Source organism: Priestia sp. ABM2_011, assembly GCF_056158845.1.
The window spans coordinates 825,166-847,317 of record NZ_JBSWUB010000001.1 but is presented as its reverse complement, the minus strand read 5'-3'; the positions used below and the strand labels follow the sequence as shown (position 1 = coordinate 847,317).

The window sequence follows — 22,152 nt, the reverse complement described above, 5'->3', positions numbered from 1 at the left end:
CTTATTTATCCGAATTTGACGGGCAGTAACCCCTAAATTTCCAAAGAGCTACAGTGAGATAACTGCCCGTAAAATCCGGCGTTCTTCATTCTACTATTCGTAAAAACCGGCGGACATTACACAGATGTAATCTTCGCCTTATCTCTAACTATTATAACATGTTCTATAAGTCATTCGAAAAAAAAATGTGAACAGTCTTTGAAAACATGTGTTAAGATATTAACTGTTATTCCGTAATAAATTGTATCAAAAAAGCAGCGTTTTATCACGTTTTCTGTTTTGAAACACCTGGAGGTTACTATGAAAAAGCAATCAATGTTTTTTGGTGTCTTACTAGTTGGATTTGGAATCTTTTTCTTACTGAATGAACTACATATGAGCATTGCAGCAAAGGTATACACGTGGCCTGTACTGTTAATTTTAATAGGAGCGGCACTGTTAACTGAGTCTGCTTTATCTCAAGATCATTCAAACTTGCTTGCAAGTTACATATTAATCACTTTAGGTATTCATTTCTATGTAAGTGAACAAATTCCCTTTTGGCCTACGAATATTAGCATGGTCGTTTTTATGGTGGCCATTAGCTTTTTACTCAGTGCTAGAAAAGCCAAATCGGGCTTTTTCCAAGGCGGCACCCTTTTAATTATTGCCATTTTAATGATGTTTTCAGACCGTCTTAAACTATTTTTGCCAAAAGTTGAAGACGGCGTAAATTATTTAACAACCTTCTGGCCTATTTTATTGTTACTAGTTGGGCTATATTTATTATTTTTCAAACGAAAGTAATCTATGTAAACAAGTTAAAAAAATGGAACGTTTGACTCACTTCCTGGTAGAGTGATGATAAACGTTCCATTTTTTTAGCTTCTATTCCTTTGTTTAGTGAGTCATGCGATACTGCAAAGATTTCCACGCTTTATCTTTTCCTTCACCTGTTTCAGATGAGAAATGAATTAATTCATCATTTGGATCTAAATCCAGCGTTTCTCTCACTACTTTTAAGTGCTTCTGCCATTTTCCTTTAGGAATTTTATCGGCTTTCGTCGCAATAACCATAACGGGAAGGTCATGGTGCTTCAAAAACTCATACATCATAACGTCATCCTTTGAAGGAGCATGGCGTAGATCAACAATCATTAACACAGCTTTAAGCTGCTCACGATTTGTTAAATACGTTTCAATCATTTTCCCCCATGCTTCACGCTCTTTTTTAGACACTTTTGCAAATCCGTAGCCAGGTACGTCTACAAAGTGAAGGATTTCATTAATTAAAAAGAAGTTAAGCGTTTGAGTTTTTCCAGGCTTAGACGACGTACGCGCTAAGCTTTTGCGATTGAGCATCTTATTAATAAAAGATGATTTTCCTACATTTGAACGGCCTGCTAACGCAAATTCTGGCAGGTTTTCTTTAGGATATTGTTCAGGGCGTACGGCACTGATAACAATATCGGCTTGAGTTACTTTCATTTTACCTCTCCTACTAGCGCATGTTCCAATACTTGGTCCACATGTGACACAAGAACGATGTCTAATTCCTCTTGTACACTGTCAGGGATATCTTCAATATCACGTTCATTATCGTGAGGGATTAATATTTTAGTTAATCCGGCACGGTGTGCACTAAGTGACTTTTCTTTTAAACCACCGATTGGTAATACGCGACCTCTTAGTGTAATTTCTCCTGTCATTCCTACTTCTCTACGCACTGGTTTACCCGTTAGTGCTGATACTAGAGCAGTGGCAATGGTAATTCCTGCAGAAGGTCCATCCTTTGGTACAGCTCCTTCTGGAACATGGATATGAATATCATGTTTTTCATAAAACTTCTCATCAATTCCTAGTTTCTCTGCATTTGAACGCACATAGCTAAATGCCGCCTGAGCTGATTCTTTCATCACGTCTCCAAGCTTTCCGGTTAGCACTAGTCTTCCTTTACCAGGGGATAAGCTTACTTCAATGGCCAGCGTGTCTCCTCCTACAGTTGTGTAAGCAAGACCTGTAGCAACGCCAACTTGATCTTCCGTCTCAGCCTGTCCGTAGCGGAACCTAGGCTTACCAAGGAATTCTTCAAGCGTTTTGGCCGTCACCACCACGCGCTTTTTCTCACCAGAGACTACGATACGAGCTGCTTTTCGACAAATGGAAGCAATTTCGCGTTCAAGGTTACGAACACCAGCTTCTCTCGTATATAAACGTATGATTGCTGTTAAGGCGTCATCGCGAATCTGCAAATTGCCCTTTTGCAATCCGTGATTTTCTAGCTGGCGCAGCAATAGGTGACGCTTCGCGATTTCAAGCTTTTCCAGCTCCGTGTAACCAGCAATTTGAATAATTTCCATTCGATCGCGCAGCGGCCCCGGAATCGTAGCTAAGTTATTAGCTGTAGCCACGAACATCACTTTTGATAAATCATACGTTTCTTCTATATAGTGATCGCTGAAATTATGATTTTGTTCAGGATCCAATACTTCTAACAAAGCAGAAGACGGGTCTCCTCGGAAATCATTTGACATTTTATCGATTTCATCAAGCAGAAATACAGGGTTAATCGTTCCTGCTTTTTTCATTCCTTGAATAATGCGTCCAGGCATAGCTCCCACGTACGTGCGACGATGACCGCGGATTTCTGACTCATCTCTCACACCGCCTAGAGATACTCGTACAAAATGACGATCTAGAGACGTAGCAATTGAGCGGGCTAGGGATGTTTTCCCTACGCCAGGAGGTCCTGCTAAACATAAAATAGGGCCTTTAAGAGATTTTGTCAACTGCTGCACGGCTAGATATTCTAATACGCGTTCCTTCACTTTTTCAAGGCCATAGTGCTCATCGTTCAGCACTTGTTCAGCATTATGAATATTGAGCGTATCTTCCGTTTCGTTTGTCCAAGGTAGCGCAATCAACCACTCGATATAATTTCGAATGACTGAGCTTTCAGCGGAGGTAGCAGGAATTTTTTCATAGCGATCCAATTCTTTAAACGCCACTTGTTTGACATGGTCCGTCATCCCACTTGCTTCAATTTTTTCGCGAAGCGTTGCTACTTCTCCTGTCTTTCCTTCTTTGTCTCCAAGCTCTTTTTGAATCGCCTTCATTTGCTCACGAAGATAATACTCTTTCTGAGTGCGTTCCATTGATTTCTTTACACGCTGTCCAATTTTTTTCTCCAGTTGCAAAACTTCTTGCTCGTCTTGAATATGAGAAATGATCGTATTTAATCTTTCTTTCACATCAGTTGTTTCTAAAATTTCTTGTTTAAGCTGAATTTTTATTGGTAAATGAGAGGCTACAATATCTGCTAATCTTCCTGGTTCTTCAATGTCACTTACGGTTGAAAGAGTTTCAACGGACACCTTTTTGGAAAGTTTTATGTATTGTTCGAAATAGTCTAAAAGCGTGCGCATCAGCGCTTTATCTTCTACATCAACCTGATGTTCTTCATTTTGCTTTTCCACGTGTACAACAAAATATTCTTCGCTGTCTTCAAATTCTGTAACGGTTACGCGATTTAGCCCTTCTACTAAGACGCGCATCGTTCCATTCGGCAGCTTTAGCATTTGTTTAATTTTTGCCAACGTACCGGTTCTATATAAATCCTCTTTTGTTGGTTCATCGATACCCATATCTTTTTGTGATACTAAACAAACTAAGTGATCATCCATCATTGCTTTTTCTAATGCTTGCACAGATTTGTCTCGCCCAACATCTAAATGAAGCACCATTGTCGGATAGACGATCAAACCTCGTAAAGGCAGTAGCGGCATTGTCAATTTTTCTTTTTCTGCCATGCAATGAACACCTCCAATGCTCGTCAATTAAAGTATGTAAAGTGTGAATTCTTTTAACAATTTTATCTCATTTGTATACACATTGTCTAACAATAGTAATTACTAATTGTATCATGAGAAAGAATTAAAAGGCAAAATATATCTTTTTAAGCTCTTTTCATAAAAAAACGCCTTTTTCGTTGGCTGTGTATAAAGGTTTTATACGCGAAAAAGGCGATGAATATTCATCTGACCATTAATTTTTAATTATCATGATAGAATTAGCTAGATTCTCTATTTGGAATAGCTGGATCTACCGACAAATGTGCAACATGCTCATGTACAGACAATAGTGCTTGTTCAAACACCTCTGTTAAATGATGGACAGGAATAATATCGATACCTTTTACCTTTTCTACCATTGCATTCATATTTTCTTTTGGCACAATCACCGTCTGAACGCCTGCTTGTTTTGCTGCCTTGATTTTTGGAATTACGCCGCCAATTGGCTTTACGTTGCCGTGCAGACCAATTTCTCCTGTCATTGCTACCGTGTGTTTGATTGGGACTTCATAAATTGCTGAGTAGATCCCTGTTGCCATAGCAATACCAGCAGAAGGTCCATCGATTGGCACACCTCCCGGAAAATTCACGTGGATATCATACTCATCGGCTGGCACATCCATTGAGCGAAGAACCGTTATGACATTTTCAATTGAGCTTTTAGCCATACTTTTACGACGAATAGACTTCCCTTGAGTCCCTATACTTTCCTCTTCAACGATACCCGTAATAATAATGTTCCCTTTCTCTTTTGCAGGAATCGCTTTGACCTCAATTTCTAAAAGTGCTCCAGAGTTGGGCCCGTACACGGCTAATCCATTAATAAGCCCCACTTTTTCCTCATCTGCAATTTTCGGATCGTGTCTTGGAGATAGTTGACTAGAATGAACAATCCATTCAATATCTTCATTTTTAATGTCCGTTCGTTCCTCTGATATCGCTAGTCCAGCCGCAATTTGCATCATATTAACCGTTTCACGTCCATTGCGTGCATATGTAGAAAACAGAGATAAACCTTCTTCTGATATATCCATTCTGACTTTATTTGCTGCTTTTTTTGCAACTGTAATAATTTCGTCGCGATCAAGCTCACGGAAAAATACCTCTACGCATCTGGAACGAATGGCAGGCGGAATTTCATTAGGCGTTCTAGTCGTCGCACCAATCAAGCGAAAGTCGGCTGGTAAACCATTTTGAAAAATATCGTGAATATGTGTTGGAATTTGTGTATTTTCTTCGCTGTAATAGGCGCTTTCCATAAACACTTTTCGATCTTCTAGAACCTTTAACAGCTTATTCATCTGAATAGGATGGAGTTCTCCAATTTCATCAATAAATAAAATTCCCCCGTGTGCATCTGTAACTGCTCCTTGTTTTGGCTGCGGAATTCCAGCTTGGCCCATAGCGCCTGCGCCTTGGTAAATGGGGTCATGCACTGATCCAATTAAAGGATCTGCAATGCCTCGCTCATCAAAACGCGCCGTAGTTGCATCTAACTCTACAAATACAGCTGCTTGTTTAAAAGGTGATTTTTTATTTTTCTTTGCTTCTTCTAACACTAAACGTGCTGCTGCTGTTTTTCCTACTCCAGGCGGCCCGTATACAATAACGTGCTGTGGATTAGGACCGCAAAGGGCAGCCTTTAGTGACCGAATTCCATCTTCTTGTCCGACAATATCGGAGAAGCTAGACGGCCTCACACGTTCGGCAAGCGGCTCAGTTAAAGAGATGGCTCTCATCTTCTGCAGTTGCTCCATTTCTTTCTTTGAATCCCGGTCAATTGAGACTTTTTGCGTACGCTGATTGCGTAATAAATTCCAAAAATATAAGCCAATGATGATACCAAAAAAGAGTTGGACCATTAAGGCAATATTCGTCCAGTTCATAGATAAACCTCCTGCGCAGTTTAGTAAGATAATTATCAGTTATTATCTCCCTGCAGCAGTAGGAATAAACAAGATTCTAGTAAAAAGTAAAATTTAGTTGTCCTTCATCAACAGAAAAAAGCCGGGTACTCAAATTGAGTACCCGGCTTTTTTTATGCTGATGTTTTGCTGCCTTCTTGAATAGTAGATCCGTCTTCTAATACGAACTTAGGAGCCGCTTGATCACGAACTGTTTCACCTGTGATAATACATTTTGTAATATCATCACGTGAAGGAAGATCAAACATTACATCTAACATAATACCTTCAATGATTGAACGTAGACCACGAGCACCTGTTTTACGCTCGATTGCTTTTTTAGAAATTTCTACTAAAGCCTCGTCTTCGAACTCAAGTTCAACGTCATCAAGTTCAAGCATTTTTTGATATTGTTTCACTAGTGCATTTTTCGGTTTTGTTAAAATCTCAACTAGCGCTTCTTCATCAAGAGGCACTAAGCTAGCAGTAACCGGTAAACGACCAATAAACTCTGGAATTAAACCAAATTTTAATAAATCTTCCGGTAATACTTTTGCTAGTAACTCTTTTTCTGTAAAGTCTTGTTGTTTTGTTTCTGAACCGAAACCAATTACTTTTTTACCTAGACGGCGCTTAATAATAGGTTCGATTCCGTCAAACGCACCACCGCAAATAAATAAGATATTTGTTGTATCAATTTGAATAAATTCTTGATGAGGGTGTTTGCGTCCACCTTGAGGAGGAACACTTGCTACAGTACCTTCTAAGATTTTAAGAAGAGCCTGCTGCACACCTTCACCTGATACATCACGTGTAATAGATGGGTTTTCAGACTTACGCGCTACTTTATCAATTTCATCGATGTAGATGATACCTTTTTCAGCTTTCTCCACATCGTAATCAGCTGATTGAATTAATTTTAATAAGATGTTTTCAACATCTTCTCCTACATAACCCGCTTCTGTTAGAGATGTTGCATCTGCAATCGCAAACGGTACGTTTAAAATACGAGCCAATGTTTGAGCTAGTAAAGTTTTACCGCTTCCTGTAGGTCCAATTAATGCAATATTACTTTTTGATAACTCAACGTCATCAATTTTACTGTTTGAATTGATTCGTTTGTAATGGTTGTATACTGCAACAGATAACGATTTTTTCGCATCCTCTTGACCAATTACATACTCATCTAAAATGTCACGAATTTCTTTTGGTTTTGGTACATCTTTAAATTCTACTTCTTCTTCTGTACCTAACTCTTCTTCTACGATTTCCGTGCAAAGTTCAATACATTCATCGCATATGTAAACACCTGGACCCGCAACTAACTTGCGTACTTGTTCTTGTGTTTTACCACAAAATGAGCATTTTAACTGCCCTTTTTCATCGTTAAATTTAAACATAATTTTCACCCCTTGTAGTATTTACTAAAGTGCTCGAAGCTGATTTCTATCCGCGCTATAGCCCAACAACATGAACAACTCATCTATTTGTAGGTAAATGCCCCTCTTTATCACATAGTAAAAGCGCTATGAAAAGATTTGTATTGCATTTTACCATACATTTTCTTGAATAGATACTAAAACGTTTTATGTATATGTTGTTGATGAGCATAACAGAATGAAGATCTGCTATTATATAGTGTCCTCTTATTGGGCCTATTTCATAACCACGGATTTCAAACAATGGGTTAAAGCTGCTTCTACGGTGTTGGTTATGATATAAAAAAACTATTGAAGTTTATAAAACAAGGCACGATCAAGTCGCGCCTTGTTTCTTACTTACTATTATGCAACAGCTTTGCTGTTTTCTACAAGAAATTCAACTGCTTTACGTACTTTCATGTCTTCTTTAATGCTATCAAGACTGCCAAGCACTTTCTTAATTTCTTCGACAGGCATGTTGTACATTCCTGCCATGTTTTCTAATTCTTTTTCTACTTCTTCTTCGCTTACTTCAAGATTTTCAGCTTTTGAAATAGCTTCTAGCGTTAAGTTGATTTTCACACGCTTTTCAGCATCCGGACGCATTTGGTCGCGAAGAGCTTTTTCATCTTGACCTGAGAATTGGAAGTAAAGTTCAAGGTTAAGACCTTGCATTTGTAAACGTTGTTCAAACTCTTGCATCATACGATCCATTTCAGTGTTGAACATTGCTTCTGGAATTTCTACTTCAGCATTTTCAGCAGCTTTTTCTACTAAAGTGTCGCGAAGAGCTGATTCTGCTTGGTTTTCTTTATCGCTTTGTAATTTTTCTTTTGTTTTTGCTTTTAACGCTTCTAAAGTTTCTACTTCTTCATCTACGTCTTTTGCAAACTCATCGTCTAAAGCTGGAAGCTCTTTAGATTTGATTTCGTGTAATTTCACTTTGAATTTAGCAGCTTTACCAGCTAGCTCTTCAGCGTGATACTCTTCAGGGAATGTTACTTCCACTTCTTTTTCAGCGCCTACTTCAAGACCAACTAGTTGCTCTTCAAAGCCAGGGATGAATGTGTTAGAACCGATTTCTAAAGAATAGTTTTCGCCTTTTCCGCCTTCAAATGCTTCGCCATCAACGAAACCTTCAAAGTCGATTACAGCTGTATCGCCTTCAGCTACTGTTCCTTCTTCTTTAACAACTAGTTCAGCGTGACGCTCTTGAAGTGTTTTTAATTCAGCTTCAACGTCTTCATCTGTTACAGTTGTATCTACTTTTTCTACTTCTAAGTTTTTGTATTCGCCTAATTTAACTTCAGGCTTAACAGTTACTTTAGCAGTGAAAACTAGAGGTTGTCCTTTTTCGATTGTTTCAACATCGATTTCTGGACCATCAACCGGCTCGATACCAGCTTCAACAATTGCATTGCTGTAAGCTTCAGGTAATAAGATGTCTAGTGCATCTTGGTATAAAGATTCTACGCCAAAACGTTTTTCGAAAAGTGGACGAGGCATTTTACCTTTACGGAACCCTGGTACGTTTACTTGTTTTACAACTTTTGTGAATGCTTTATCTAAGGCTTTATCAAACTCAGCAGCTTCAACTTCTACTGTTAAAACGCCTTGATTTCCTTCTTGTTTTTCCCATTTTGCAGACATGAATGTTTCCCTCCAAAATCATTTTAAGTAGTGATTTCTAAATTAGATAATGCAGATAGCCTATCAGTTCAAACCTCAATCATTATCTATTTAACTCCCTACTACTTTAAAGTAAGTAGGAATGTAATGTAAAGATGAAATTCTACTATACGTATTTAAGTGCATTTTACAACCATTATATTATAACATACAACAATGACGTTTCAACTAAACACCACATTTTATATAAAAGAAATTTCTTCAATTTCTTTTAGCTCTTTAATTGCCTTTCGTAATTCAGCTGCGGAGAAACTTCCGTCTTCCTCTGCTACAGCTGCATCTGACTCTTCTCCTTGCATCATCAGACTAACAGCATACACCGCTTCTGTCCAAAGTTTTACATTATCACCCGGTAAAAACGGAAATGTTATAAATAAATGACGCTGCCATATTTCAACGGCAACCTGCAGCAATGTAGGATTTTCATGCTCCAGCTTTTCCGTCAGCTGCGCTTCTACTTGCTCGGCAAACAAATACGGTGTTGTTCGTTGAAGCTGAAGCGCATTTACTTTTTTCGTCTCTCCAAACTTACTAATCATAAAATCAATGTCTACTTCTTCTTCCATGACTGTTTTTAAAGCGACTGTTTTTACGATAGGGTGAATAGCTTCAGATGAAAATAGCTGTTCCAGAAAGAAGCGCTGCTTTTCAATTCTCTTTGTCTTTAATGAATGAACCCATTCAAGCTGATCTTGAATATTGTCTAGAGCTGTGAATGATTTAAACTGCTCTATCTGTTCTTCTTCTGTTTGTTCTTCTATGACTTGTTCTTGATTCATTCTATTTTTGCAGAACTCCAATAGCTGATAAAGCTGTTCAGCATGTTCAGAAGGGAGTTTGTGTTCTTGAATAACTGCTTGTAGAGTGACATATCCTTCATGATAATGACCAAGCTGAATTAACACCATGAGGTACATTTGCAAATTATGATAATAATCGCCAATATCTTCTTTCAGCATTTGCTCACATAATTCCTTAGCTATGCCTGCATCACCGAGCTCCACGTGACAAATAACAAGGCCAAGCAAAATTTCATGATGCTTATTATCAAGTTCGTAGGCCTGCTCAAATAAAGGAAGTGCTTCTTGAAATTGCTTGTGCTGCATATGTTCTGTAGCTTTTTCAACCAACCGTTCTTTTAATAGAGGAAAAGCTACAATTTTGTTTTGTTGTTCATTCGACATGTTTTCTCCCCACTTCGCGGTCCATTTGCTTTACAGTTTAGCAATTGAATTAACGGAACGCAAAAAAATCGAGCAAAATCATCATTTTGCTCGATTTTTGGTTAATATCTTACCGTTTTTGCTTCATAAGCAGAAATGTCGTCTTCAAAAGAAAGCGTATAGCCAATTTCATCATATCCGTTAACAAGCATATATTTCCAATGGCCATTGATCTCAAACGTACGTTCAAAACCTGCTTCATCGGTAATTTTTTGCTGATGAAGATCGATTGTACAGGCGTAAGAAGCACTTTGAGACTCTTTCATTAAATAGGAAACATCTTCTTTTGGTAAAATAATAGGTAAAATACCATTTTTCAGACAGTTTTGTTTAAAAATATCCGCAAATGACGGTGCGATAATGGCACGGAACCCATAGTCTAAAAGCGCCCATGGAGCGTGTTCACGTGACGAACCACACCCGAAGTTCTCGTCAGCTACAAGAATTGTTGCTCCTTGATTTTGAGGCTGATTTAGTTCAAACGTTTCATTTAACGTTTCATCTTCATTATATCGCCAATCAAAAAAGAGAAATTGGCCAAAGCCAGTACGCTCAATTCTTTTCAAAAATTGCTTTGGGATAATTTGATCAGTATCTACGTTTGCTCGGTCGAGACCTGCTACTTTTCCTGTATGGATCGTAAAAGCATTCATCTGTGTTCTCCTCCTTATCGCACCGCTTGTTCTTGTAGTTTGCGTACATCAACAAAATGTCCATATACCGCTGCCGCTGCTGCCATTACCGGGCTTACTAAATGCGTTCTGGCACCTTTTCCTTGACGTCCTTCAAAGTTTCGATTAGAAGTGGACGCACAGTGTTCGCCTTGTGGAACTAAGTCAGAGTTCATGCCTAGACACATGCTGCAGCCCGAGTCTCTCCATTCAAAGCCTGCTTCAATAAAAATAGCAGATAACCCTTCTTCTTCAGCCACTCGCTTTACTTTTTGAGAACCTGGTACAATCATCGCTCGCACATCTGGTGACACTTTCTTTCCTTTAATAAAGGCTGCCACGTCACGAAGATCAGACAAACGAGCATTTGTACATGAACCGATAAATACATGCTGAACTGGGATCTCTTCTATTGCCATGCCGGGCTGTAAGCCCATATACTCAAGTGCTCGTGACAAAGACTTTTTCTCAGCTTCTGTTGTACACTCTTCTAATGTAGGAACTTGCTTGCTAACATAAGAACTCATCGCCGGGTTTGTTCCCCATGTTACAACAGGCTCAATTGTATCTGCATCAATTTCTAGCGTTTCATCGTATGTTGCACCTTCATCTGTTGCTAAAGCTGCCCAAGCTTCCACTGCTTTTTCAAACTGTTCTCCTTTAGGAGCATACTGACGCCCTTTAATATAAGAGAAAGTAACATCATCTGGACTGATTAAACCAGCTTTTGCACCGGCTTCAATAGACATATTACAAATAGTCATGCGCTCTTCCATTGAAAGGTCGCGAATACATTCGCCCGTAAATTCTACGATTGAACCCGTTCCAAAATTCACGCCGAATTTTTGAATAATTGCTAACACAATGTCCTTAGCATAAACACCAGGCTGTTTTTTGCCATTTACTTTCACTTGTAGCGTTTTTGGTTTCGCTTGCCATAGCGTTTGCGTTGCTAAAACATGTTCTACCTCACTCGTTCCTATACCAAAAGCAAGCGCTCCAAATGCACCGTGAGTAGATGTATGGCTATCTCCGCACACAATGGTTTTTCCAGGCTGCGTCAATCCTAATTCCGGTCCAATGATATGCACAATTCCTTGCTCTTCGCTTGTTAAATCTAAAAGCTTCACGCCAAACTCATGACAGTTTTCAGATAGTTTGTCTACTTGTTTCTTTGCAATCGGATCTTTAATATTAAAACGGTCAACCGTTGGAATATTGTGATCCATTGTAGCAAACGTTAAGTCCGGACGCTTCACTTGACGATTTGCCACGCGAAGACCTTCGAATGCTTGAGGAGACGTTACTTCATGAATAAGATGAAGATCGATATATAATAAGTCCGGCTTCCCCTCTTCTCGACGTACAACATGTTGTTCCCAAAGCTTATCAATAATTGTTTTTGGTTTCATACTGCTCCTCCTTTCTGATTATGAAAAACGTTTCTCACAAAACGTGAGAAACGCATGATTAACTGTAAGCTGTCATAATGCTTGAAATGGCAGAATCGTTGGCAATAACCGCAGTTATTGCATCCACCATTTTATCGGTACCTAAATAATGATTACCGTCTGCTAAGTCAGCTGTTCGATGACCTGCATGTAATACACTTTCAACCGCTTGTTCAATCACCGCTGCTTCTGTTTCTAATCCAAATGAATGTCTAAGCAACATTGCTGCAGATAAAATAGCAGCAATCGGATTAGCTTTGTTTTGTCCAGCAATGTCTGGTGCAGAACCGTGAACCGGTTCGTATAAAGATGGACCATCAACCGTTAAACTCGCAGATGGAAGCATCCCTAACGATCCTGTCAGCATAGAAGCCTCATCACTCAAAATATCACCAAACATATTTTCAGTTACCACTACATCAAAATATTTCGGATTACGAATTAACTGCATAGCAGCTGAATCTACAAGCATATGCTCAAGCTCTACATCCGGGTAGTCTTTTGCTACTTCTTCAGCTACTTCACGCCACACTCGACTAGACTCAAGCACATTCGCTTTATCAACCGACGTTACCTTTTTACGTCGATTTACAGCCGTTTCAAACGCTTGGCGAATAATCCTTTCTATTTCTGTACGCTTATAAAATAACGTGTCGACAACTGTCTCTTCATTTCCTTCTGTTCGACGCTCGCTAGGCTGACCAAAATATAAGCCCCCTGTTAGCTCACGAACGATAATGAAGTCAACACCTTCAATGTATTCTTTTTTCAAAGGAGAGGCATCTGCTAAGCTATCATAAAACGTCACTGGACGAAGGTTAGCATATAAATCCAATTCTTTTCGAATAGCTAGCAAACCTTTTTCTGGTCGCAAATGTGAAGGGTTACGATCCCATTTTGGCCCTCCAACGGATCCAAGTAAGACGGCATCCGCCTGCTTACAAATCTCAATTGTACTTTCTGGAAGAGGTGTGCCAGCCTCATCAATTGCAGCTCCGCCAATTAATCCATACGTAAACTCGAATTGATGATCAAAGCGCTCTCCAATTGCTTTTAAAACTTCAACAGCGCCTTTGGTTACTTCTGTTCCTACGCCGTCACCTGGTAATACAGCGACTTTTTTTGTCATGGTGGTCTCTCCCTTCAGTTCACATTACTTCTTGCTTTGTACGATGCTGCTGAATAGCGATTAATCGATTAATGGCATTTAAATAGGCTTTCGCTGACGATTCTAATACGTCAAATGCTACTCCGCGTCCGCTTGCTTCAGTTCCTTCGCTTTCAACCTTCACAAATACTTCAGCCAGTGCATCCGGACCGCCGTTAATAGACTGAATACGATAGTCTAATAGTTTGACATCTTGCTCAACACAGCGCTGCAGCGTATTATAGATAGCTTCCACGCTTCCAAATGCCGTAGCTGCTTCTTGAATCTCTTCGCCGTTTTCTTTGCGAAGCGTAATCGTAGCCGTAGGAATATTGTTCGTACCATACTGAACTTGCAGACTTTCAAGCTTATATTCACTGTCTTTGCTAACTTGCTTTTGAATGACTAATGCCAATAAATCATCGTCGGTAATGTCTTTTTTCTTATCTGCTAAGTCTTTAAACTTCTCAAAAAGCACGTTTGCTTCTGTATCTTCCAATGTGAACCCAAGCTCTACTAAGCGTGTACGGAACGCATGACGACCAGAATGCTTGCCAAGCACAATCGGATTTTGTTTAACACCCACAAGTTCTGGGGAAATAATCTCATATGTTAACGGATTTTTTAAGACGCCATCTTGGTGAATACCTGATTCATGAGCAAAAGCATTTTTTCCGACAATTGCTTTATTTGGCGCAATATTCATTCCGGTAAGCTTACTGATAATGTCACTCGTACGCTTGATTTCGGGCAAGATCAAACCTGTGCTCGCTTGATAGAAGTCTTGACGGACATGAAGCGCAAGTGCTACTTCTTCAAGAGCAGCGTTACCGGCACGTTCTCCGATTCCGTTAATCGTTCCTTCAATTTGAGTAGCTCCTGCTTCAATAGCAGCCATTGAATTAGCAACAGCTAGCCCTAAGTCATCGTGGCAGTGAGCTGACAAATCGACCTTATGAATATTTGATACATGTTCTTTTAAGTAATTAAATACGGATTGATAGTCACCAGGCGTGATAAATCCTACCGTATCTGGAATATTAACGACTTTTGCACCAGCATCGATAACAGCTTCTACAATTCTAGCTAAAAACGGTAAATCTGTGCGACATGCATCTTCAGCAGACCATTGAACAACCGGGAATTTTTTACTTGCGTATTTCACCATTTCCACTGCTGTTTCAAGTACTTCATCAGGTGTTTTTTTCAATTTATGCTGCATATGAATTTCGGAAGTAGCGATAAAAACATGCAGTCTTGGTTCTGCACTTTCTTTTAACGCTTCCCATGCAATGTCAATATCTTTTGTAACAGACCTTGCAAGGCCTGTTACAGAAGAATTTTTGACAATAGACGCAATTTCTTTTACGGATTGAAAATCACCTTTTGAAGAAGCGGGAAATCCGGCTTCAATAATGTCGATACCTAATCGCTCTAACTGCTTAGCAATTTCAAGCTTTTCTTGTAGGTTCAAATTGACTCCAGGTGACTGTTCACCATCGCGTAGCGTCGTGTCAAATAGTTTAATTTTTTGCACTAGCGATCACCGCTTCTTTCTTTTGTTTTTTAACAAATGGCATCATTTCACGTAATTGAGCGCCAACTTTTTCAATTAAATGTTCGTTTTCACGGTTATTGATAGCTGTAAATTCTGGACGATTTGCTTGGTTTTCTAGGATCCAGCCTTTTGCAAATTTACCTGTTTGGATATCTTCAAGCACTTTTTTCATTTGTTCTTTTGAACGCTCATCTACAACGCGTGGTCCTGAAACGAAGTCACCCCATTGAGCTGTATCAGAGATTGAATAACGCATGCCTTCCATTCCGCCTTCATACATAAGGTCAACAATTAATTTTAATTCGTGTAAACACTCAAAATATGCAACTTCCGGTTGGTAGCCAGCTTCTACAAGCGTTTCAAAACCAGCTTTAACTAATGAAGTTAAACCGCCGCAAAGTACTGCTTGCTCACCGAAAAGATCTGTTTCTGTTTCTTCTTTAAACGTTGTTTCTAATACACCCGCACGAGCTGAGCCAATTGCTTTAGCATAAGCTAATGCTACGTCTTTTGCTTCGCCAGTTACGTCTTGGAATACTGCGAATAACGCCGGTACGCCAGCTCCTTCTTCATACGTTCTTCTTACAAGGTGACCAGGACCTTTTGGAGCTACTAAGAATACGTCAACGAATTCAGGTGCTACGATTTGATTAAAGTGAATGTTAAAACCGTGAGCAAATACTAAAGATTTTCCTGGTTTTAATCCTGGAAGAATTTCTTCGTTATAAACTTTTGGCTGATGCTCATCTGGAAGTAATACCATTACTACTTCTGCTTGTTGAACTGCTTCTTTTACAGATAATACAGTGAAGCCGTCTTGTTCTGCTTGATCCCATGATTTACCTTTACGTAATCCTACTACCACGTTTACTCCGCTGTCGCGTAAGTTTTGTGCGTGAGCGTGACCTTGTGAACCATAACCTACGATTGCTACTGTTTTACCTTGTAATAATTGATCCTTTGCATCTCCGTTGTAATATACCTTTGTCATAATAAATCTCTCCTCTTAGTTTATATAGTTTTATATAGTTTACTTTTTTAGTAACTAGCTAGAATTAAATGATTGATGAAAGTTTGGCTGCTGCTTTTTGCGTACCGCGCGGAACAGCTACTGTCCCTGTGCGCGTTACTTCTTTTAATCCATAAGGCTGAAGTAAATCAATCATCGCTTCAATCTTGCTGGATTCACCTGTTACTTGAATAATTAAGCTGTCGCGGCTTACATCAATGATGGTTGCACGGAAAGGCTCAATTACTGCATAAAGTTCGTTACGGCTCGCAGGTGTAGATGCTACTTTCATTAAAGCAAGCTCTCTTGACACCACGGCTTGATCCGTAATATCTTGAACTTTCAACACGTCAATCTGCTTGTTTAACTGCTTAATCACTTGTTCAGCAGCATTGTCATGCTCTACGTTTACGACAAACGTCATGCGTGATACATCTTCAGATTCAGTGTGTCCTACCGAAATACTCTCAATATTGAAATTTCTTTTTGTAAATAACCCCGTTACGCGATTTAAAACGCCCGCACGGTTTAATACAGTTGCTGTAATGATTCGCTTCATGGTTTCACCCCTACCATTTCATGTAATCCTTTTCCAGGTGCAACCATTGGATATACGTTTTCTTTAGGTGCGACAAAGAAGTTTAGTAAAACAGGTCCATCTGTTTCCATTGCTTCTTTCAGAGCCGCATGCGCTTCTTCTTCAGTAGAAGCTTGTAAACCTTTGATATCATAGGCTTCTGCAAGCTTCATTAAATTAGGCTGATTCGGAATTAAAGAGTGCGAGTAGCGTTCTTCATAGAAGATTTCCTGCCACTGACGAACCATTCCAAGCGACTGATTGTTAAGCACAACCACTTTAACAGGTAAGTTTAATTCTCTAATAACCCCTAATTCTTGAAGCGTCATTTGAAATCCACCGTCACCAACGACTGCTACAACTGTTTTATCTTTATTTGCCAGCTGAGCGCCGATTGCAGAAGGTAATCCAAAGCCCATGGTGCCAAGGCCACCTGAAGTTACCCATCGATCTGGATTATTAAATGTGTAGTATTGAGCTACCCACATCTGATGTTGCCCAACGTCCGTTGTAACAACGGCATCTCCATTTGTATATTTGTGAAGCAACTCAACTACTTTTTGTGGTTTCAAAACGTCCGCTGAGTTCTGATACCATAATGGATATTCTTGTTTCCACGCCGCTAATTTCTCATGCCATTTCGTATAATCTCCAACTTCTCCTTCTTGCAGAAGCAATTGCTTTAATACTTCTTTTGCATCTCCAACAATTGGAATCTTGGTTGGAACATTCTTTCCAATTTCCGCTGGGTCGATGTCAATGTGAGCAATTTTTGCATTTGGTGCAAAATGCTTTAAGTTACCTGTTACTCGGTCATCAAAGCGCGCCCCGATACTAATGAGAAGATCACTCTCATAAATTGCCATGTTTGCTGTGTACGTTCCGTGCATGCCAGCCATTCCTAAATGAAGCGGATGATCTGCAGGAAAACAACCTAACCCTAAAAGCGTATTAATAACCGGAATATTTTGACGCTCAGCATAATTTTTTAATTCTTCTGAACCTTTACTCAATAATACTCCCGCACCTGCTAGAATAACAGGTTTCTTTGCAGCTGCTACTGCGTCTGTTAACTTTTTAACCTGCAGCTGATTTGGAAAATAAGTTGGCTGATAGCCAGGTAAATCAATTTCTCCTTCATAATTAAATGTTCCATCACCCTGTGCCATATCTTTTGGAATGTCGATTAAGACTGGACCAGGTCTTCCTGTTGTCGCAATATGAAATGCCTCTTTGATGATTCTCGGCATGTCGCTGATATTGCGTACTTGATAGCTATGTTTTGTAATTGGCATTGTGATTCCTAATACATCTGCTTCTTGGAACGCGTCAGAACCAATTACACTTGAAGCTACTTGACCAGTAAAAACAACTAAAGGAAGTGAGTCAATCATCGCATCTGCCAAACCTGTTACGATATTTGTTGCACCAGGACCACTTGTTGCGATAACTACACCGGGTTTACCTGAAATTCTTGCGTACCCTTCTGCTGCGTGAATTCCACCTTGTTCGTGACGAGCAAGTACGTGAAACATTCCTGAACCGTATAGCTTATCGTAAATCGGTAAAACGGCTCCCCCTGGGTAACCGAAGATGACGTCAACGTTTTCTCTTCTTAGAGATTCAATCAACATGTCAGCTCCATTCATTTGTGCCCCAGCGCTTACAGGTTCTTTCGTTTGCATATTGGCTCCCACTTTTCTCATCCTTTCGTTTTCTAGATAAAAGAAAAAAGACTTCTCACCCCTAAATAGACCCTATCAAATGATATAGGTCAAGGGGCGAAAAGTCTTTTGTACTTTACGCGGTACCACCCTCGTTTGTAATCGTAATGATTACCTTATGAATGTATACTGTACATTCTTTTTGATAACGAGTGCTTTGGAAGTACACTCGGTCGCCCTTACTGAATTTCAGGGTGACACTCTGAGGTGAGTTCATTTTGACTTGGTAACGCCGGCTTCCAGCAACCCGACTCTCTGTTGATACCTAAACATCAAAACTACTTATCCTCTTCAACGTTTTAAAACGCTATATGCTTTTTGAACAATGCTTTACACATCATATTTTAAATTAATTACAATTAATTAAAATTTTTAGAAAACTTATATTTGAGGACTATCTTACGCCCATTTCTATGCATAGTCAACCACTTTTCAAGATTTTTTTAGACAATTTAGACTAAACAGAATATTTGAATGCGTTTTCATTATTGATGCAATAAGGGTTTATAGCCACTCAAAAAGTTTTTCTGAAACGTTCATTTGTACACACTGAATGAACAAACATTCACTTTTAAGATAAATAAAAAAATCCCGGCTTTTACTAAAAAGTAAAAGCCGGGATTTTTTTCTAGACGTCCCAGGAGAGATTCGAACTCCCGACCGACGGCTTAGAAGGCCGTTGCTCTATCCTGCTGAGCTACTGGGACATAATGTTAAACTGTATCAAAGACAATACTTATTATATTCAAATATAATTTAAAAGTCAACGTTTTTTTGAAATTTTATGAGAAGAGAGGTAAAAAACCTTCTCTTCTCCCTATATTTGGCTATATTATGCTGAAAGTGTACAGGTTAACTGCATGCTAGGAATATGTTTACCGCTTATATCGTAAAACTGCACGGTAGCTTCTGTACCATCCATTACTAGTATAGCATACGTACGTTCTTTTCTCATACGAGGAAGTAACATACTTCCTGGATTGATAAATAAAACTCCGTCCATGAGCTCAGCTCCCGCTATGTGAGAATGCCCAAAACAAACAACGTTTGCCCCCACTTCTCTCGCTTTGTAATGCAGATTCATCATAGACATTTTAACATTATATAAGTGACCGTGTGTAACCAGACACGTGGCTTCTCCAAGTGACTCTACTCGATCATTGACGTAAGATGCATCATAATCACAATTTCCTCGAACGCCTAAAAACGAAGACATTTCTTTGCTGTCTTGTGGCAGCTCAGAGTCACCACAATGAATCATCTTATCTACATCAGCATGTCTTTCTCTGATAGTGAGCAGTTCTTCTTGTAACCCGTGGCTATCGCTTACAATTAATAGTTTCACACGTCATCACTCCTTCTAAAATTGCGCATCAATTAGCGGTGCTAGTTTTTCTAACGCATTTGCTCGGTGACTAATTTGATTTTTTTGTTCTTTAGACAATTCTGCCATGGAGCAGTTCCATTTTTCTACAAAGAAAATAGGATCGTATCCAAAGCCGTTCTCGCCTCTTTTTTCTTCCAAGATGCGCCCTTCACACGTGCCTTCTACAAGCTCTGTTCTCTTTCCAGGCACTGCAATAGCAAGCGTACAATGAAAACGTGCCGTGCGTTTTTCAAACGGCACGTCATGTAATTTTTGAAGTACCTTCTCTATATTAGCATTATCATCTTTATTTTCACCAGCATAACGCGCGGAATAAACGCCTGGCTCTCCGTTTAAGGCATCAATAGCAAGCCCAGAATCATCGGCAATAACCGGCTTATTTAATGCTGATGAAATGGTTTCTGCCTTTAGCGTGGCGTTCTCTGCAAATGTAACGCCCGTTTCTTCCACGTCCTCAATTTCAGGAAAATCAAGAAGCGATGTTACTTTGAATCCCTTCGGTGAGAATAGTGTTTCAAAATCCTTTACTTTGCCTGCATTTTTAGTTGCAATAATGATTTCACGCACGTTAATCCCTTACCTTTCTTTAACCGGAATGTAAGCAGCCAGATGATCAAGAACTTCCTTTTGCTGTTCAATCAATTGATAAACACCCTTTTCCCCTAAATCCAGAAGATGGTTTAACTGTTCTCTCGAAAACGTCGATTCCTCTCCCGTTCCCTGTAATTCTACAAACTGTCCGCTTCCTGTCATCACAATATTCATGTCAACTTCCGCTGTCGAATCTTCTTCATAATTTAAATCTAAAATCGAATTTTCTCCATGGATACCTACTGAAGTCGCAGCTAAATAGTCACGAATAGGAATTTCTGTCAGCTTATTCTCTTCAACCAGCTTTCCAAACGCTAAAACCATAGCCACAAATGCACCTGTAATCGATGCTGTTCTTGTTCCGCCATCTGCTTGAATAACATCACAATCAATCCAAATGGTCTTTTCTCCGACCTTTTCCAGGTCGACTACAGAACGAAGAGCTCGTCCGATCAGACGCTGAATTTCCATTGTTCGTCCTGTGACTTTACCTTTTGTTGATTCGCGTATATTTCTTTGTGCCGTAGCTCGAGGCAGCATAGAATATTCAGCTGTAATCCATCCTTTTCCTTGTCCACGCATAAAAGGAGGCACTCTGTCGTCTATGCTTGCTGTACAAATAACCTTTGTGTCTCCCACCGAGATTAATACAGATCCTTCTGGATGCTTTAAGTATGAAGTATGAAGAGATACAGGTCTCAATTCATTAAATTCCCTACCGTCCAAACGCATTAAGCATGTCCTCCTATTAATTCATTTATATGTAATAGCTTCTTCCATTTTAACTATAAAACAGCGGAAAGAGGTCGCTATTTCAGCAGACCTCTTTCTACTTAGTCCTTTACTAGTATAACAAAAATTTGTTTTTAAAAACTACCTGTGTTCACATTTTTAGGTCTTGAAACTGGCTCCGTTAGCTTTTTCCCTTTTTCATCTTTTAGCGTTTTTTTGCCATTCACCTTAATGGCAACGCTGTCTACGGCTTTTTGTTCCGTCAGCGATAACACCAAGGAGTCGAGAACATACTGAGAAATTTCCGTTCCTTTTAAATTTCCAAAGATGTTTTTATTAAAGTTCAGCGTTAACTGACCGTCCGCATACTTTGGAGCTGCTACGAGCTTTGCATCAGGATTAAAATCTGTCACTAAACCTGATGCAGGCGCAGGTCCTTCTACAAGCTCGTTCACAATTGCAGTGTACATATCTTTGTCATCAGAAGCAATTCGTTTTGTAACAGGAACATAGTAAGTTTGTTTGCCCTCTTGAGCTAAGTAATAGATCGTAACTGGCTTCGTTTGGGTTACGTCAACTACTCCAGTATTATCAAAGTTAATACCATCTACTCTGCTCAACCCTTTACTGATTGGTGTATGATTTACAGGCATCTCATCTTTATCATAGCCGTTAATGCGAATTTTAACTTTATTTACGCCTTCAAACTGCGTCAGCGTCCACGTTACGGCCTGCAGGATACGGAGTTCATCTTCTTTTTTATATTCAGCAAATTCAGGTGAAAAATCTGCTACCATCGTGCCGTCACTTTCCAGCTTTGTCCCTAAAACTCTTGTATCAGCAGGAAGAACCGCTCGGAAATTATTTGGCAATAAGTTTGTGACTGGTCCACCCTCTACTAAATATTCAAGAGACTGTTTAGCGACACCTTTTGATTTAGGAATTTCAAGCGTCTGGGGAACAACGTACCCGTTTTTATCAATTAAGTAAATTTCTCTTTTGGTAGGCGCAGATGTTTCTGCCGCTTTACTTTGTTTTTTATTAGCTTCCGTTACTTTCGCTTCAGTCGCTAATGATTTTTCATCTTTCACATAGGTGACATCCTTTGGCGGATCAATTTCCTTTGCTGCGTTATCCCCTCCGAAAAGTCCACAGCCGGATAACAACACAGATGTGGTCACCACGGCGGATATGAGAACAAATTTGGTCTTTTTGGACATTCCTTTCCCTCCTCAGAC

General features: G+C 39.5%; 18 protein-coding genes, 1 tRNA gene and 1 other annotated feature. Of the genes, 1 reads left to right on the top strand and 18 read right to left on the bottom strand.

Going from position 1 to position 22,152, the window contains the following annotated elements:
* Positions 1–300: 300 nt before the first annotated feature.
* Complete coding sequence (locus ACXAE4_RS04485; RefSeq protein ID WP_013059363.1) at positions 301–786, top strand: LiaF transmembrane domain-containing protein; 486 nt, start codon at positions 301–303, stop codon at positions 784–786.
* Positions 787–879: 93 nt separating this feature from the next.
* On the opposite strand, the gene yihA is transcribed toward ACXAE4_RS04485, so the two are convergent.
* The 18 genes from yihA to ACXAE4_RS04395 form a co-directional block, all read right to left on the bottom strand.
* Complete coding sequence (gene yihA, locus ACXAE4_RS04480) at positions 880–1,467, bottom strand: ribosome biogenesis GTP-binding protein YihA/YsxC (RefSeq protein WP_013059364.1); 588 nt, start codon at positions 1,465–1,467, stop codon at positions 880–882.
* Positions 1,464–3,788: an endopeptidase La gene (gene lon, locus ACXAE4_RS04475; protein WP_014458105.1), complete on the bottom strand. Its 2,325-nt coding sequence runs from the start codon at positions 3,786–3,788 to the stop codon at positions 1,464–1,466. The genes yihA and lon overlap by 4 nt, the downstream gene beginning before the upstream one ends.
* Before the next feature lie 260 nt (positions 3,789–4,048).
* Positions 4,049–5,716, bottom strand: a complete 1,668-nt coding sequence (gene lonB / locus ACXAE4_RS04470; protein WP_028411731.1) for an ATP-dependent protease LonB — start codon at positions 5,714–5,716, stop codon at positions 4,049–4,051.
* Positions 5,717–5,868: 152 nt separating this feature from the next.
* On the bottom strand, positions 5,869–7,134 hold the full coding sequence (gene clpX, locus ACXAE4_RS04465; protein WP_013059367.1) for an ATP-dependent protease ATP-binding subunit ClpX: 1,266 nt from the start codon (positions 7,132–7,134) through the stop codon (positions 5,869–5,871).
* A 384-nt stretch (positions 7,135–7,518) separates the two neighbouring features.
* A complete protein-coding gene (gene tig / locus ACXAE4_RS04460; protein ID WP_475235539.1) occupies positions 7,519–8,805 on the bottom strand; it encodes a trigger factor in 1,287 nt (428 codons plus the stop codon).
* Between the two features lie 221 nt (positions 8,806–9,026).
* A complete protein-coding gene (locus tag ACXAE4_RS04455) occupies positions 9,027–10,028 on the bottom strand; it encodes a tetratricopeptide repeat protein (protein WP_033579642.1) in 1,002 nt (333 codons plus the stop codon).
* Positions 10,029–10,129: 101 nt separating this feature from the next.
* Positions 10,130–10,720, bottom strand: coding sequence for a 3-isopropylmalate dehydratase small subunit (gene leuD / locus ACXAE4_RS04450; protein ID WP_048019708.1), 591 nt, complete (start codon positions 10,718–10,720; stop codon positions 10,130–10,132).
* A gap of 14 nt (positions 10,721–10,734) precedes the next feature.
* Positions 10,735–12,150, bottom strand: a complete 1,416-nt coding sequence (gene leuC / locus ACXAE4_RS04445) for a 3-isopropylmalate dehydratase large subunit (RefSeq protein WP_028411735.1) — start codon at positions 12,148–12,150, stop codon at positions 10,735–10,737.
* 58 nt (positions 12,151–12,208) lie between these two features.
* A complete protein-coding gene (gene leuB / locus ACXAE4_RS04440) occupies positions 12,209–13,318 on the bottom strand; it encodes a 3-isopropylmalate dehydrogenase (protein WP_168761328.1) in 1,110 nt (369 codons plus the stop codon).
* 19 nt (positions 13,319–13,337) lie between these two features.
* Positions 13,338–14,873 (bottom strand): 2-isopropylmalate synthase, encoded by a 1,536-nt coding sequence (locus ACXAE4_RS04435; protein WP_475235536.1) that lies wholly within the window; start codon positions 14,871–14,873, stop codon positions 13,338–13,340.
* Complete coding sequence (ilvC, locus tag ACXAE4_RS04430; protein ID WP_028411737.1) at positions 14,860–15,885, bottom strand: ketol-acid reductoisomerase; 1,026 nt, start codon at positions 15,883–15,885, stop codon at positions 14,860–14,862. The genes ACXAE4_RS04435 and ilvC overlap by 14 nt, the downstream gene beginning before the upstream one ends.
* A gap of 64 nt (positions 15,886–15,949) precedes the next feature.
* Positions 15,950–16,462, bottom strand: a complete 513-nt coding sequence (gene ilvN / locus ACXAE4_RS04425) for an acetolactate synthase small subunit (RefSeq protein ID WP_013059375.1) — start codon at positions 16,460–16,462, stop codon at positions 15,950–15,952.
* Positions 16,459–18,186, bottom strand: coding sequence for an acetolactate synthase large subunit (ilvB, locus tag ACXAE4_RS04420; protein ID WP_205689536.1), 1,728 nt, complete (start codon positions 18,184–18,186; stop codon positions 16,459–16,461). Before ilvB ends, ilvN begins: the two co-directional genes overlap by 4 nt.
* Positions 18,187–18,254: 68 nt before the next feature.
* Positions 18,255–18,508: a binding site (T-box leader), on the bottom strand.
* A gap of 329 nt (positions 18,509–18,837) precedes the next feature.
* Positions 18,838–18,911, bottom strand: a tRNA-Arg gene (locus ACXAE4_RS04415).
* Positions 18,912–19,036: 125 nt separating this feature from the next.
* A complete protein-coding gene (locus ACXAE4_RS04410) occupies positions 19,037–19,549 on the bottom strand; it encodes a metallophosphoesterase (protein WP_028411739.1) in 513 nt (170 codons plus the stop codon).
* Positions 19,550–19,564: 15 nt separating this feature from the next.
* Positions 19,565–20,158 (bottom strand): XTP/dITP diphosphatase, encoded by a 594-nt coding sequence (locus ACXAE4_RS04405; RefSeq protein ID WP_028411740.1) that lies wholly within the window; start codon positions 20,156–20,158, stop codon positions 19,565–19,567.
* A 9-nt stretch (positions 20,159–20,167) separates the two neighbouring features.
* Entirely contained in the window at positions 20,168–20,914 is a 747-nt protein-coding gene (gene rph, locus ACXAE4_RS04400; protein WP_033579641.1) for a ribonuclease PH, read from the bottom strand.
* Positions 20,915–21,048: 134 nt separating this feature from the next.
* On the bottom strand, positions 21,049–22,134 hold the full coding sequence (locus ACXAE4_RS04395) for a GerMN domain-containing protein (RefSeq protein WP_028411742.1): 1,086 nt from the start codon (positions 22,132–22,134) through the stop codon (positions 21,049–21,051).
* Positions 22,135–22,152 lie beyond the last annotated feature (18 nt).

Coding starts and splice junctions, on each gene's coding strand:
- ilvB (WP_205689536.1), bottom strand. CDS start 18,186: ATGAGAAAAGTGGGAGCCAATATGCAAACGAAAGAACCTGTAAGCGCT.
- yihA (WP_013059364.1), bottom strand. CDS start 1,467: ATGAAAGTAACTCAAGCCGATATTGTTATCAGTGCCGTACGCCCTGAA.
- rph (WP_033579641.1), bottom strand. CDS start 20,914: ATGCGTTTGGACGGTAGGGAATTTAATGAATTGAGACCTGTATCTCTT.
- clpX (WP_013059367.1), bottom strand. CDS start 7,134: ATGTTTAAATTTAACGATGAAAAAGGGCAGTTAAAATGCTCATTTTGT.
- lonB (WP_028411731.1), bottom strand. CDS start 5,716: ATGAACTGGACGAATATTGCCTTAATGGTCCAACTCTTTTTTGGTATC.
- leuC (WP_028411735.1), bottom strand. CDS start 12,150: ATGAAACCAAAAACAATTATTGATAAGCTTTGGGAACAACATGTTGTA.
- ilvC (WP_028411737.1), bottom strand. CDS start 15,885: ATGACAAAGGTATATTACAACGGAGATGCAAAGGATCAATTATTACAA.
- ACXAE4_RS04395 (WP_028411742.1), bottom strand. CDS start 22,134: ATGTCCAAAAAGACCAAATTTGTTCTCATATCCGCCGTGGTGACCACA.
- lon (WP_014458105.1), bottom strand. CDS start 3,788: ATGGCAGAAAAAGAAAAATTGACAATGCCGCTACTGCCTTTACGAGGT.
- tig (WP_475235539.1), bottom strand. CDS start 8,805: ATGTCTGCAAAATGGGAAAAACAAGAAGGAAATCAAGGCGTTTTAACA.
- leuD (WP_048019708.1), bottom strand. CDS start 10,720: ATGAATGCTTTTACGATCCATACAGGAAAAGTAGCAGGTCTCGACCGA.
- ilvN (WP_013059375.1), bottom strand. CDS start 16,462: ATGAAGCGAATCATTACAGCAACTGTATTAAACCGTGCGGGCGTTTTA.
- ACXAE4_RS04455 (WP_033579642.1), bottom strand. CDS start 10,028: ATGTCGAATGAACAACAAAACAAAATTGTAGCTTTTCCTCTATTAAAA.
- ACXAE4_RS04485 (WP_013059363.1), top strand. CDS start 301: ATGAAAAAGCAATCAATGTTTTTTGGTGTCTTACTAGTTGGATTTGGA.
- leuB (WP_168761328.1), bottom strand. CDS start 13,318: ATGACAAAAAAAGTCGCTGTATTACCAGGTGACGGCGTAGGAACAGAA.